The organism is Aeromonas sp. SER (genome assembly GCF_038739615.1).
Taxonomy (GTDB): Bacteria; Pseudomonadota; Gammaproteobacteria; order Enterobacterales; family Aeromonadaceae; genus Aeromonas; species Aeromonas jandaei.
The window spans coordinates 361,162-374,740 of record NZ_JBCGFC010000003.1 but is presented as its reverse complement, the minus strand read 5'-3'; the positions used below and the strand labels follow the sequence as shown (position 1 = coordinate 374,740).

Below are 13,579 nucleotides of genomic sequence, written 5' to 3'. Positions count from 1 at the left end.
ATCCCACCAATAACAACCGGAAGCCATGTATGAATGCTCTCACCGCGGGCGGTCACGCCCTTCGTCATGACTGGACGCTCGCCGAGGTTCAGGCCCTGTTTGCCCTGCCATTCAACGATCTGCTGTTTCAGGCCCAGAGTGTCCACCGCGCCCACTTTGACCCGAACGAAGTGCAGGTGAGCACCCTGCTCTCCATCAAGACCGGTGCCTGCCCGGAGGATTGCAAATACTGCCCCCAAAGCGCCCGTTATCACACCGGCCTTGAGGCCGAGCGGCTGATGGAGGTGGAGAAGGTGCTGGAGCGGGCCCGCGAAGCCAAGGCCAATGGCTCGTCCCGTTTCTGCATGGGGGCCGCCTGGCGCAACCCCAAAGAGAAGGACATGCCCTACATCATCCGGATGATCGAGGAGGTGCGCGGGCTCGGTATGGAGACCTGCATGACGCTCGGGATGCTCACCGCCGATCAGGCGGCGCGTCTGGGGGCCGCGGGGCTTGATTACTACAACCACAACCTCGACACCTCGCCGGAGTTTTACGGCGAGATCATCTCCACCCGCACCTATCAGGATCGGCTCGATACGCTGGAACATGTGCGCAGCGCCGGTATGAAGGTCTGCTCCGGCGGCATCGTCGGCATGGGTGAGCAGGCGAAAGATCGGGCGGGCCTCTTGATGGCGCTGGCCAACCTGCCGCGCCACCCGGAGAGTGTGCCCATCAACATGCTGGTCAAGGTAAAGGGGACGCCTCTGGAGGGTCAGGAGAACCTCGATCCGTTCGAATTTATCCGCACCATCGCCGTGGCGCGGATCATGATGCCGACCTCCCATGTGCGCCTCTCCGCCGGGCGGGAGAAGATGAACGAGCAGATGCAGGCGATGTGCTTTATGGCGGGCGCCAACTCCATCTTCTATGGCTGCAAACTGCTGACCACCCCCAACCCGGACGAAAACAGCGATATGCAGCTGTTCAAGCGGCTCGGCATTCGTCCTGCCCAGCGGGCCCAGAAGCCGGATCAGGTCCAAGAAGAGGAGTTGCTGGCCGAGATGAGCCGCCAGAGCGAACCAAGCGATCTCTTTTATGACGCCACCCGCCCCCGAGCCGGGGTCGCGCAGTCATGAACGGCCCTGCAGTAACGGGCCCCTTTGGGTTGGGCATGGCGCTGGCCGAGCGCGAGCTGGAGGGTCTGCTGCGCAATCGCATCGCGACCGACGGGGCGAGTGGCGGGTGGCTCAGGGTGGCGGGGCGCGACTACCTCAACTTTTCCGCCAACGACTATCTGGGTCTGGCGGATCATCCCGCCATCAAAACTGCCTTCAAAGCGGGGATTGAGCGCTATGGCGCGGGCGCCGGCGCCTCGCCGCTGGTCACCGGTTACAGCCGTGCCCACCAAGAGCTCGAGGAAACCCTGGCCGAGTGGCTCGGAGTGGAGGCGGTGCTGCTGTTCAACTGCGGTTTTTCGGCCAATCAGGCGGTGCTTAAAGCGTTGCTCGGCAAGGAACACCTGCTGTGGCAGGACAAACTCAACCACGCCTCCCTGCAGGAGATGGGCAGCCAGCTCCCCTGCAAGATGAAGCGCTTTGCCCACAACGATATGGCGGCCCTTGAACGGCAGCTTGAGCCAAATCGTGGACTGATTGTTTCGGAAGGGGTGTTCAGCATGGACGGGGATCAGGGCCCTTGGCGCGAGCTCTCAACCCTCGCCGCCCGGAGCGGCAACTGGCTGATGATCGACGATGCTCACGGTCTCGGCGTGCTGGGCCCCGAGGGGCGCGGCACGCTGGCGGCGCAGGGAGTAGATCCAGCCAGCGTACACATCCAGATGGGCACTTTTGGCAAGGCGCTTGGCGTCGCCGGTGCCTTTGTTGGCGGTAGTCGCGAGCTGGTGGAGTATCTGGTCAACTTCGCCCGCCACTATGTCTACAGCACCCATATGCCCGCCGCGCAGGCTTGCGCGGTCAGCAAGAGCATCGAGCTGGTACGTGCCGCCGATGAGGCTCGCGCCCATCTTGGTCAGCTGATCGCCCGCTTCCGGCAAGGGGCGCAGGCGCAGGGTTGGCAGCTGGGGGCGAGCGCCACCCCCATCCAGCCGCTACTGGTGGGGGAGATCTCTGCTGCGCTGCAACTGGCCGAGCGACTGCGGGAGCGCGGCGTCTGGGTGAGCGCCATTCGCCCGCCCACGGTGCCGGTCGGTACGGCGCGGCTGCGCATTACTCTGAGTGCAGCCCACCGCGAGCAGGATGTGGATCGCCTGCTTGATGCCTTGGGTGCCAGCCCTGCTGCAACAACGGTTGGGGAGGCTCGCCATGGCTGAGCGTTTTCAAACGGTAGACAAGGCGCAGCTCGCCCGTCGTTTCGGGGCGGCGGCTCGTCACTACGACGCCCATGCCCGCTTTCAGCAGGAGGTGGGGCTGGCGCTGCTCGAGCTGATGATCGCGGCTGGTGTACATGAGGAGCGTCAGGGCTGCGGGCTCGATTTGGGTTGCGGCACCGGCTTCTTCCTGCCTCATCTTGCTACCCGCTGCGCCGGGCTGACCGGGCTGGATCTTGCCCCCGGCATGCTGGAGCAGGCGGCCCTGCGCGGCAGCGGCGCCCGACTGGTATGCGGCGATGCCGAGCAGCTCCCCTTTGCCGACAACGCCTTTGACTGGGTATTTTCCAGCCTTGCGCTGCAGTGGTGCGAGCGACCAGCGCAGGCTTTCGCCGAGCTGCTGCGGGTGGTCAAACCCGGTGGCCAGATCTTCTTTTCCACCCTGCTCGATGAATCGCTCTGGCAACTGCGCACAGCCTGGCAGCAAGTAGATGGCCGAGCCCATGTCAACCGCTTCCTTGGCCTGCCACAATTGGAGCAGGCGTTGTTATCGGCGGGCGCCATTGCCCCGGGGCTTGAGTGCAGAAACTGGGATCTTGCCTATCTTGAATTGCCGCAGTTGTTGCGCGATCTCAAGGGGATCGGGGCAAATCAGATCAATGATGAGTGTGCCCGCAGTGCACCGGCCGGACTGAGCGGTCGCGCCAGATTGCAGCGGCTGGCTCAGGCGTATGAAGCATTTCGTCAGCCCGATGGCCAGCTGGTGGCCAGTTACCGGGTCTGTCTGGGGCGGCTCGGCAAACCTTGCTGAACCAGCCAGAGTATGAGGGGGAGGGGCGCGTTGGGCCCTCTCCTGCCAAGGAGAGAGCATTATGAAGTCATTCTTTATCACCGGCACCGACACGGACGCAGGCAAGACGCTGGTAGCGCGCACCCTGCTGCGGGAATTCAGCGCACAGGGAATCAAGTGCGCGGGTTACAAGCCGGTCTCGGCCGGATGTGCCCGCACGCCCGAGGGGCTGCGCAACCTCGATGCCGTCCTGTTGCAGGAGGCGGCGAGCCTGCCGCTGCCCTACGAGACGGTCAACCCCTATGCCTACGAGCCGCCGATTGCGCCGCACATCGCGGCCAGCGAGGCGCGCCAGCCCATCAGCCTGCAGGGGCTGAGCGAGGGGCTGCGCAAGATTGAGCAGGCGGGGGCCGAGCTTGCCATCGTCGAAGGGGCGGGAGGCTGGTATCTGCCGCTGGATCGCAAGCACCTGCTGTCGGACTGGGTGAAGCAGGAGAACATGCCGGTGATTCTGGTGGTGGGGGCCAAGCTTGGCTGCCTCAACCATGCCCTGCTCACCTTTGCCGCCATCCGCAACGATCAGCTGCCGGTCGCAGGCTGGGTTATTAATCGGCTGCACAGCTCGATGAGCCACTATCAGGAAAATCTGGACACTCTCAGGGGCTTGTTGCCTGCGCCATTCCTGGGGGAAATTCCCTTTATAAACAATCCGTTTGAAGCTAACCTGCAGGGCCGCCTCGATATCTCGCCACTGCTGTGACGGCATATTCAGCGAACATTCATCGAATCTCCCTAAAATGCCATCCATAACATGGTGATAGGGAGGTTCAATGAACCCCGGCCATGTCCGTTATTCTCACAAGGAGTCAATATGAAGCGAATAATACTATTCCTGGTGACCAACCTGGCCGTCATGCTGGTGCTGGGGGTGGTACTCAATATCCTGTTCTCGGTTCTGGGTATCAACAAGTCCAGTATTTCCGGCCTGTTGGTCTTCTGTGCCGTGTTCGGTTTTGGCGGTTCCTTTATCTCCTTGCTGATGTCCAAGTGGATGGCCAAGCGCAGCTATGGCGTCCAGGTGATCGAGCAACCCCGCAACGAGACCGAGCACTGGCTGGTAAGCACTGTGGCCCGTCAGGCCCGTGAAGCCGGGATCCAGATGCCGGAAGTGGGGATCTACGACTCTCCCGAGATGAACGCGTTTGCTACCGGTGCTCGCCGCGATGATTCGCTGGTGGCTGTCTCCTCCGGCCTGCTCTACAGCATGAGCCGCGACGAGGCAGAAGCGGTGCTGGCCCACGAGGTGAGCCACGTGGCCAACGGCGACATGGTGACCCTGACCCTGATCCAGGGTGTGGTGAACACCTTCGTGATGTTCTTCGCCCGCATCGTGGCTGGCGTTATCAGCAACTTCTTCAGCTCCAACAATGATGAAGAGAGCAGCAGCACCGGTGGCTTTGCCTACATGATCACCGTGTTCGTGCTGGAGATGGTGTTTGGCGTGCTCGCCTCCATCATCGTCATGTGGTTCAGCCGTCAGCGTGAGTTCCGCGCCGATGCCGGTGCCGCCAAGCTGGCCGGCCGTGACAAGATGATCGCCGCCCTTGAGCGCCTCTCCCGCGGTGCCGAGCCGCAGCTGGAAGGCTCCATGATGGCATTTGGCATCAACGGAAAGCGCTCCATGAGCGAGCTGTTCATGAGCCACCCGCCCATCGAACAGCGGATCGCCGCTCTGCGCGGTTAATCTCGCCAGTTTCTACCAAGCAAAACGGCTGCCTCGGCAGCCGTTTTTCATTGTCCGCGCATTATCGCGGCTCGATCACCTTATTTGATAACGAGGTCGGTCAGCGGCACTGCGCAGCAGGTGAGGATCTTGCCCTCGGCTCGCTCGGCGGCGCTGATGGCGGGGGCGTCGGGATGCGCCACCTCGCCCGAGACCAGCGTCTGCTTGCAGCTGCCGCAGATGCCGGCGCGGCAGCTCCAGGGGAGATCCACCCCCTGCTTGCTGGCCTGATCGAGGATGGTGCCCTGATTGTTGCCGGCAAACTCCCGCTCACCGATGCGCAGTTGCACTGGCTGATGAGCGCGGGCAACCGAGAGAATGGCGCCGCCAAAGCTCTCCTGTCTGATGCGTGCGGCAGGCACGCCGCGCGCAGCCACTTTTGCCGCCGCATCGGCCATAAAGCCGTGGGGGCCGCAGATAAACACCTCCCGTCCGGCCAACCCTTTGACCAGCTCGAGATGCTCATCGCCGAGCCGCCCTTGCTGCCCCTGCCAGTGACTGTCCGGCTGGCTCAGGATAATGGTGAGGGTCATCCCCTGCTGCGCCATGGCGTGCAGCTCGCTGGCTGCCGGAATATCCGCTTCGCTGCGGCACAGGTGCATGAAGTGGACATCGCCGAGCTCGCCGCGCAGGGCCAGAGTGCGGGCCATCGCCAGCATGGGGGTGACGCCGGAGCCTGCCGAGAGCAGCAGAAGCGAGCGCTCGGCACCAAGGTGAAACTCGCCAGCCGGCGCTGCGGCCAGCAGGGTGTTGCCCACCTGCATCTGCTGGTGCAGCCAGTGTGAGATGCGACCACCCCCGACCTTCTTGACGCTGATGCTGTAGCGCTCCGGCCGATCCGGCGTAGAGCTCAGGGTATAGCGGCGCTGAACCCGCTCGTTTTTGATATCGAGGCTGATGGGCAGATGCTGGCCCGGCAGGTAGTCGGGCAGTGGCTCGCCATCGGCGGCTTCGAACCAGAAGGTCTCCAGATCCCGGGCCAGCGGTTCGCGGGCCACGCAGATCAGCTCGCGCTTTTTCGGTGCGCCGTCAGGGTAGGGGGCAGGGCGCTTGCGCTCCAGTACCTCGATCTCGCTACCCGCTTCAATCCACCCCTCGTTCAGGGCGATCAGGTTCTGGCCGAAGTAGACCTCGCCATCCTCGCCTCGCCGGTAACGGGTGAGGGTCGCCAGCGGCTCTTTGAGGGCATTGAAGCGATCGGTGCCCGCTTCCACTGTGGTCATGATGCAGCGGCTGCAGGGCTTGGCGACCTGAAACTCCACCTCGCCGATGCGGATGCGCACCCAGCTGTCCTCCTCGAAGGGGCGGGTGCCGCTCGCCACCAGATTGGTGCGAAACTGGCTCATCTGGTGCAGCGCATCGGAGCGCAGATTGAGATCCTCAAGGGAGGCCTGACTTATCAGCAGCAGCGGATAACCGTCGGCAAAGCTGACCCGGGTGCCGGTCTTTTCCCGAAAACGGTCGGATTCTTCACCGAGCCAAAGCAGCGCTACCGGTTCGCCAGCGACCCGGCTCAGCCAGCTGTCGGCGATGGGGGTGGTATGCAGGGCGGTGAAGCGATCGCCCCAGACCCCTGTCGCTTGCGGGACTCGGCTGAAGTCGGACTCTTGCAGGGCGAGTGGCTCGAACCCCGGATAGTTCAGTTGCAGGCCGCCTGCAACTGGAGTTGCAACCACCTGCTGCAATTGGGGGTGGGTACGGGCGGTGATGAAGGTGCCATCAGGCTTGACCACCATGTAGCGGCGATCCCCTGCGAGCCCCTCCTGGGTGATCCGGGCGCGTGCCTGAGGCATGCCGGCGGTCGATTTGATGGGGTAGAGGTGAATGCTGTCTAGCCTTGGCATCTTCGTATCCTTGTGAAGCGGCGCTTTCGCCTGGAAAAAGGGGAACATAACGGTTCCCACTGCGAGGGGCAATCTCTTTGCGGGGCGCAGAGATGCTGGTTCGATAGATGCAGTTTTTTTTGCAAAAAATCGCAGAGGGGCAACCGGGCTATCCGGTTTTTGCCCGCTTGGCCGCAACCGTGGCGAGGTAAGGAGTGGAGTCAAGCGGGAAAGATGTTATCCCGGTCACGTTCTGTTTAAAACCACCCATTTAATGCAACATTTTTTGATCCTGATTCGCGAATCAGTACAAAAAAGCCGCCATTATCAGGTCAGTTCCCAGTTTCTAACGCTTTCGCTTCTTCCTCATCCGGCCACCGTCAGCCTCGGCTAAACGGTATCAAGCGCCATCGGGTGGGGCCTGTCACACAAAAAGAAGAAAGCAATGTATGAGCAAACAACTGGACATGACCCCATTGCCGGATCTCTCCCTGAAAACGGGAACAGGCCCGGTGCGTACCCGGCTACCCGTCTGGCGGCCGGCCCTGCCACCCTGCAATCACGCCTGCCCGGCCGGAGAAAATATCCAGGCCTGGCTCTCTTTGGCGCAGGCCGGCCGTTTTGAGGCGGCCTGGCAGACCCTGATCGAAGAGAACCCCTTGCCCGCCATTCATGGCCGGGTCTGCTATCACCCCTGCGAGAGCGCCTGCAACCGCGGGCAGGTGGATGAATCCGTATCTATCCACGCCATCGAGCGTTTCCTCGGCGACGAAGCGCTGGCCCGTGGCTGGCAGCCAGCGCCACCTGCCCCTGCCAGCGGCAAGAAGGTGCTGGTCATTGGCGCCGGCCCCTCCGGTCTCTCCTGCGCCTGGCACCTCAACCGGCTCGGCCATCAGGTGGAGATCCGCGAAGCGGGGCCACTGGCGGGCGGCATGCTGCGTTTCGGTATTCCTGCCTACCGTCTGCCCCGCGACGTGCTGGATCGGGAGGTGGCCCGCATCGTGGCGGCCGGGGTGACGCTGACTCTCAACCACAAGGTGGAGGATGTGCTGCGCGAGCGCGACGAGGGGGGCTTTGACGCCGTCTTTATGGCCATCGGCGCCCATCTGGCCAAGCGGGTCGATATTCCGGCCCGGGAAGCGGGCAAGATCCTCGATGCGGTGAGTTTCCTCGAACAGGCCAGTCTGGCCGAAGAGAAAGGCTTGCCGCCGCCCAAACTGGGGCGGAGGGTGGCCATCTACGGCGGCGGCAATACCGCCATGGACGCGGCTCGCACCGCCCGCCGTTTGGGCGTTGAAGAGGCGATGATCATCTACCGCCGCGACCGCGACCATATGCCGGCCCACGCCTTTGAAGCCGACGAGGCCGAGGAGGAGGGGATCAAGATCAACTGGCTGCGCACCATCCGCCAGCTCGATAGTACCAATATCGAAGTGGAGGTGATGGCGCTGGATGCCGAGGGCAAGCCAGTGCCCACCGGCAAGTTTGAAACCCTCGAAGCGGACTCCCTTATTCTGGCGCTCGGTCAGGAGGTGGACTTGAGCGTGCTGGAGAGCATCCCCGGCGTGCGGGTCAACAAGGAGGGGGTGGTACAGGTTGGCGAGAACCTGATGACGGACGTGCCGGGTCTGTTTGCCGGTGGCGATATGGTGCCCTCCGAGCGCACCGTTACCATCGCCACCGGTCACGGCAAGAAGGCGGCACGCCATATGGATGCCTGGCTGCGTGGTCGCCACTATCACAAACCGCTCTCCTACCCCCTGGTGGGGCCGGAGCAGTTGCAGCTCTGGTTCCAGACCCATGCCCCTGCCAGCAGCCAGCCGGTCAAACCGCCTTCGGCGCGGGACGACTTTGGCGAGATCATCGGCGGGCTGGACGAGACGGCAGCCCGCTACGAGGCTGCGCGCTGCTACTCCTGCGGCAACTGCTTCGAGTGTGACGGCTGCTACGGTAGCTGCCCCGAGCAGGCCATCGCCAAGCTGGGGCCGGGCAAAGGCTATCAGGTGGATGCCGAGCGCTGCACCGGCTGTGGTGCCTGTCACGACCAGTGCCCTTGTCACGCCATCGAGCTGCGTCAACCGGAGGAGTCCCAATGAAACATGAACTGATCATGGTTGACGGCAACGAAGCCGCGGCCCGGGTGGCGTATCAGCTGAGCGAAGTGTGTGCCATCTACCCCATCACCCCGAGCTCGACCATGGCCGAACTGGCCGATGCCTGGGCAGCAGAAGGGCAGACCAACCTGTGGGGTAACATCCCCACCGTGGTAGAGATGCAGAGTGAAGGGGGAGCGGCCGGCACGGTACACGGCGCCCTGCAGGCGGGGGCGCTCGCCACCACCTTTACCGCCAGTCAGGGGCTGATGCTGATGCTGCCCAACATGTACAAGATCGCCGGTGAATTGACCTCGGCGGTGTTCCATGTAGCGGCCCGCTCTCTGGCGGCGCAGGGGCTGTCAATTTTTGGCGACCATCAGGATGTGATGGCGGCGCGCAGCACCGGCTTTGCCATGCTAGCCTCCGGCTCGGTGCAGGAGGCGCAGGACCTGGCCTTGGTCGCCCACAGTGTCACCCTGCAGTGCCGGGTGCCCTTTATCCACTTCTTCGACGGGTTCCGTACCTCCCACGAGGTGAACAAGATCACCGCGCTGCATAAAGACGAGATCCGGGCGCTGATCGATAACGACTGGGTGCGCGCCCACCGCGCACGGGCGCTGAACCCGGATCATCCGGTGATGCGCGGCACCGCCCAGAACCCGGATACCTATTTTCAGTCCCGCGAGAGCGTCAACCCCTTCTACGAGGCGGTACCGGCACGGGTGCAGCAGTGCATGGACAACCTCGGCGAGCTGACCGGTCGTCACTACCGGCTGGTGGAGTATCACGGCGCGCCCGATGCCACCGATGTCATCGTGCTGATGGGCTCGGGAGCGGCCACCGCCCGCACGACTGTGGATTGGCTCAACCGGCAGGATCGCAAGACAGGGGTACTGGTCATTCGCCTCTATCGCCCCTTCCCGGTACAGGCGCTGCTCGATGCGCTACCGCAGAGCGTGCGGCGCATGGCGGTGCTGGATCGCACCAAGGAGCCGGGGGCAGGTGGCGAGCCGCTGCTGCTGGATGTGCAGAGCGCGCTGATCGACGGCTTGCAGCGCGGCCTTATCAAGCGGCTGCCGTGGCTCAGCGGCGGTCGCTACGGCCTCTCTTCCAAAGAGTTCACCCCCGCCATGTGCGCGGCTGTGTTCGAGGAGCTGGCATCCGATGCGCCGCGCCCCCGCTTTACCGTGGGGATTGTGGACGATGTGTCGGGCCTCAGTCTGGCATGGCACCCCATCGGCGATCTGGAGCCCGCCAGTCGGGTACGGGCGCTCTTCTTCGGCCTCGGTGCCGACGGCACGGTGGGCGCCAACAAGAACAGCATCAAGATCATCGGCGAGCTGGAGGGCTTCCACGCTCAGGGCTACTTCGTCTACGACTCCAAAAAGTCGGGCTCGCGCACCGTCTCCCACCTGCGCTTTGGTCCAGAGCCAATCGATGCCCCCTGGCTTATCGAGCAGGCGAGCTTTATCGGCTGCCACCAGTGGGGTTTTGTCGAGTCGGTCGATCTGCTGGAACATGCCGCCGAAGGGGCGACCCTGCTGCTCAATGCTCCCTATGAGCCTGACCGGGTCTGGGCCGAGCTGCCCGAGCGACTGCGCGCCCGCATCCGCGCCCTCGATATCCGCCTCTACTGCATCGATGGGGATCGGGTGGCCGAGCGCAACGGCATGGGCAATCGCATCAACACCATTATGCAGACCTGCTTCTTCGCGTTGGCTGGCATCTTGCCGCGGGATGAGGCGATTGCGCTGATCAAGGAGAGCATCGAGAAGAGCTATGCCCGCAAGGGACCCGAGGTGGTCGAGCGCAACTTCGCGGCGGTGGATGACACCCTGGCTCATCTCCATCAGGTGGCCATCCCGGCCGGTGAGGAGCAGATCAGCGACTATCCGCTGCCGCTGGCACCGGGTGGCAGCGAGTTTGTCCAGCGCGTCACCGGAGAGATGCTGGCGGGGCGCGGCGATCTGATCCCCGTCTCCATGCTGCCGGTGGACGGTACTTACCCCACCGCCACCAGCCGTTTCGAGAAGCGGGATATCGCCCGCGAGATCCCGATTTGGCATTCGGATATCTGCATCCAGTGCGGCAACTGCGTCTTTGTCTGCCCCCACGCGGCGCTGCGGGCCAAGTTCTACCATCAGGATTGGCTGGCGACCGCCCCCGAGGCGGCGCAGTCGGTGCCCGTCACCGCCAAGGGCTTCCCCGACAGCCGCTACACCTTGCAGCTCTACCCGGAAGATTGCACCGGCTGCGGCCAGTGCGTGCAGGCCTGTCCGGTGCGGGCCGGAGCGGATGAGAGCCATGAAGGCGAGCGCGCCATCGCCATGATGGACAAGGCGCCGTATCTGGCTGGCCAGAAACAGGCGCTGCGCTGGTTCGAGAGCCTGCCCTGGCCTGCCCGCGAGCGGGTGGACTTCTCCACGGTGCGCGGCACCCAGTTCCTCGAACCCCTGTTCGAGTTCTCCGGTGCCTGCGCTGGTTGTGGTGAGACCCCGTACCTCAAGCTGCTGACCCAGTTGTTTGGCGACCGCATGTTGGTGGCCAACGCCACCGGCTGCTCCTCCATCTACGGCGGCAACCTGCCGACCACCCCGTGGGCCAAGAACGGTGAAGGGAAGGGGCCGGCCTGGTCGAACTCCCTGTTTGAGGACAACGCCGAGTTTGGCTTTGGCTTTCGTCTCACCGCCGATCAACATCACGGTCAGGCGGTGGCGGCCCTTGAAGCGATGAAGGGGGAGCTGGGCGCCGAGCTGGTCGATACCCTGATTAGCGCGCCGCAGCGGCTGGAGTCGGAGATCCGTGCCCAGCGCACCCGGGTCGCGCAAGTTCGGGAGCGGCTGGAAGAGGTGAAATCCGGCAAGGCCCGCGAGCTGCTGTCGCTTATCGATCAGCTGGTGCGCCGCTCGGTCTGGATTATCGGCGGCGATGGCTGGGCCTATGACATCGGCTCATCGGGGCTCGATCATGTGCTCGCCTCCGGCCGCGATGTGAACGTGCTGGTGATGGATACCGAGGTCTACTCCAACACCGGCGGCCAGATGTCGAAATCGACCCCGCTCGGCGCCGTCGCCAAGTTCGCGGCGGGAGGCAAGACGCTGGCCAAGAAGGATGTGGCGTTGCAGGCCATCTCCTACGGCAACGTCTATGTTGCCCGTATCGCCTTTGGTGCCAACCCGCAGCAGGCGCTGCAGGCCTTGCGTGAGGCCGAAGCCTATCCGGGCCCGTCGCTTATCATCGCCTACAGCCACTGTATCGCCCACGGTATCGATATGGAGTTTGGCCTGACCCAGCAAAAACGGGCCGTCGCCTCTGGTCACTGGCCGCTGATGCGCTACAACCCGGTATTGCGCAGTGCGGGGCAGAACCCCTTCAGCCTCGACAGCCTGCGCCCCTCCATCCCCCTTGCTGAATACCGGCAGGAGGAGACCCGTTATCGGGTGCTGGCCCAGAGCCATCCGGAGGAGGCCGAGCGGCTGATGCAGGTGGCGCAAAAAGTGGCGTGGCAGAAGTGGGCCACCTACGAGGAGATGGCCACTCGCGAAGCCAGCCATTTCCATCCGCCGGTGTGAGTATGGGGTGAGTGAAATATAACCAAGCGGGCCACTGGCCCGCTTTTTGTGTGGAAAGAAAGTGAGTTGTCTGTTGAGTAAAAATATACAATTTTCCGAAAAAGTTTGGTGTTATGTAGAAATTCGTCAGTACTAGCACATTGAGAAAAATGAAGATTATGGATAATCTACGTGCAAATATAATTAAAGGGAACCTGTAAAATGAGCCAGTATATAGAGGGTGTCGCAAAGGTTTATTCGCTATCGAATCAACCGTGGATGAAACAGATGGACAGAATTCAATCTGTTCTAAATCCAGCGTGGAGGAAGGAAATTGAATGTATTAATGCTATTCAAAAGTCTATTATTAGTCCAGAAGTTACACTGCTTTCTCAGTCCATAAATAAATACAAAATAAATCTGACTTGGTTGGATGAGTTTTCCCAGCTCGGGATACAAAAATACCTGAGGTCTATTGAGCGAAATTTCCCAGCATTCAATAATCTTACACACCTCCCTAACGAGTTTATTTTGACATTAAACTTGTTGAAACAACATCGGGCCTTGATTCAAAGTGTTGATTTTTATGAGTGTTCAGCCGAATTAGTTGAATATGAAGATGGCTCTGATATTTCCAGTGTATTATCTGAAGTAAACGAAACACTTAGAGAAAGTAGTTTATCTCGACATTCATTATTAGAAGCCCTTCAGAAACTTCCAGGGTTCTTTAAAGTTATTATACTGTTGTTTATAACTGAAATAATTGCGCCGATAACTGTTGATATATACATTAAACCTGAGATTGAAGAGTTTCTAAGGAACAATGATGAACCTCGTAGAGTTCAGACTAATGCGATTAAAAAACTTCCTAAAAGTATCGGTGTAGATGTAACACCTCTAAACAGATTTATTAGCGGAGATGAGGTTCGATTGAGATCTTTACCATCTATCAAGTCAGAGATAATTATGACTTTAAATTTTGGGCAATCTGTATACGTTCTTGAAAAGAATCGTAGTTGGATAAAGGTTGCAATACCTCAAAAACAAGGTGAGCCGTTAGAAGGCTGGGTGTTTACTGAATATACAGAGCGCTTTAATAAATAGCTCTAGCCAGTTGTGCAAAACATAGCCAACATATTGATGGTCAAGTGTTCCTTTGCCGAGGTTGCTACAGAAATATATGTTATTGATGAATGAAAATAGAATGATGTGACAGCGAGAGAGATTT

9 protein-coding genes are annotated in these 13,579 nt (G+C 61.2%); 8 read left to right on the top strand and 1 reads right to left on the bottom strand.

Features of this window, described 5'->3' with window-relative positions; all coding sequences use genetic code 11:
- Positions 1-29 precede the first annotated feature (29 nt).
- The 5 genes from bioB (at position 30) to htpX (ending at position 4,842) form a co-directional block, all read left to right on the top strand.
- Entirely contained in the window at positions 30-1,118 is a 1,089-nt protein-coding gene (gene bioB, locus AAHA41_RS06735) for a biotin synthase BioB (protein ID WP_323068746.1), read from the top strand.
- Positions 1,115-2,311, top strand: a complete 1,197-nt coding sequence (bioF, locus tag AAHA41_RS06730) for an 8-amino-7-oxononanoate synthase (RefSeq protein ID WP_323068748.1) — start codon at positions 1,115-1,117, stop codon at positions 2,309-2,311. The genes bioB and bioF overlap by 4 nt, the downstream gene beginning before the upstream one ends.
- Positions 2,304-3,119, top strand: coding sequence for a malonyl-ACP O-methyltransferase BioC (gene bioC / locus AAHA41_RS06725; protein ID WP_323068749.1), 816 nt, complete (start codon positions 2,304-2,306; stop codon positions 3,117-3,119). Before bioF ends, bioC begins: the two co-directional genes overlap by 8 nt.
- Positions 3,120-3,177: 58 nt before the next feature.
- Positions 3,178-3,858 (top strand): dethiobiotin synthase, encoded by a 681-nt coding sequence (gene bioD, locus AAHA41_RS06720; protein WP_043851316.1) that lies wholly within the window; start codon positions 3,178-3,180, stop codon positions 3,856-3,858.
- A 111-nt stretch (positions 3,859-3,969) separates the two neighbouring features.
- The gene (gene htpX / locus AAHA41_RS06715; RefSeq protein WP_041208392.1) at positions 3,970-4,842 is read left to right on the top strand and encodes a protease HtpX; all 873 of its coding nucleotides are present in this window, start codon (positions 3,970-3,972) and stop codon (positions 4,840-4,842) included.
- Positions 4,843-4,922: 80 nt separating this feature from the next.
- Here the strand turns inward: htpX and AAHA41_RS06710 are convergent, their stop codons facing one another.
- Positions 4,923-6,725, bottom strand: a complete 1,803-nt coding sequence (locus tag AAHA41_RS06710; RefSeq protein ID WP_323068751.1) for an MOSC N-terminal beta barrel domain-containing protein — start codon at positions 6,723-6,725, stop codon at positions 4,923-4,925.
- Positions 6,726-7,153: 428 nt separating this feature from the next.
- On the opposite strand from AAHA41_RS06710, the gene AAHA41_RS06705 reads away from it, so the two are divergent.
- From AAHA41_RS06705 to AAHA41_RS06695, 3 genes are all read left to right on the top strand, one after another.
- Positions 7,154-8,800 carry an NAD(P)-binding protein gene (locus tag AAHA41_RS06705; RefSeq protein ID WP_323068752.1) on the top strand — a complete coding sequence of 549 codons (1,647 nt, stop codon included), beginning with the start codon at positions 7,154-7,156 and terminating at the stop codon, positions 8,798-8,800.
- Positions 8,797-12,372, top strand: a complete 3,576-nt coding sequence (gene nifJ, locus AAHA41_RS06700; RefSeq protein WP_323068753.1) for a pyruvate:ferredoxin (flavodoxin) oxidoreductase — start codon at positions 8,797-8,799, stop codon at positions 12,370-12,372. The genes AAHA41_RS06705 and nifJ overlap by 4 nt, the downstream gene beginning before the upstream one ends.
- 201 nt (positions 12,373-12,573) lie before the next feature.
- The gene (locus AAHA41_RS06695) at positions 12,574-13,455 is read left to right on the top strand and encodes an SH3 domain-containing protein (RefSeq protein WP_323068754.1); all 882 of its coding nucleotides are present in this window, start codon (positions 12,574-12,576) and stop codon (positions 13,453-13,455) included.
- Positions 13,456-13,579 lie beyond the last annotated feature (124 nt).

Excerpts from the sequence above, each read along its gene's own strand:
- bioC (WP_323068749.1), top strand. The coding sequence starts at position 2,304 with ATGGCTGAGCGTTTTCAAACGGTAGACAAGGCGCAGCTCGCCCGTCGT.
- AAHA41_RS06710 (WP_323068751.1), bottom strand. The coding sequence starts at position 6,725 with ATGCCAAGGCTAGACAGCATTCACCTCTACCCCATCAAATCGACCGCC.
- AAHA41_RS06705 (WP_323068752.1), top strand. The coding sequence starts at position 7,154 with ATGAGCAAACAACTGGACATGACCCCATTGCCGGATCTCTCCCTGAAA.
- AAHA41_RS06695 (WP_323068754.1), top strand. The coding sequence starts at position 12,574 with ATGAGCCAGTATATAGAGGGTGTCGCAAAGGTTTATTCGCTATCGAAT.
- nifJ (WP_323068753.1), top strand. The coding sequence starts at position 8,797 with ATGAAACATGAACTGATCATGGTTGACGGCAACGAAGCCGCGGCCCGG.
- htpX (WP_041208392.1), top strand. The coding sequence starts at position 3,970 with ATGAAGCGAATAATACTATTCCTGGTGACCAACCTGGCCGTCATGCTG.
- bioB (WP_323068746.1), top strand. The coding sequence starts at position 30 with ATGAATGCTCTCACCGCGGGCGGTCACGCCCTTCGTCATGACTGGACG.
- bioF (WP_323068748.1), top strand. The coding sequence starts at position 1,115 with ATGAACGGCCCTGCAGTAACGGGCCCCTTTGGGTTGGGCATGGCGCTG.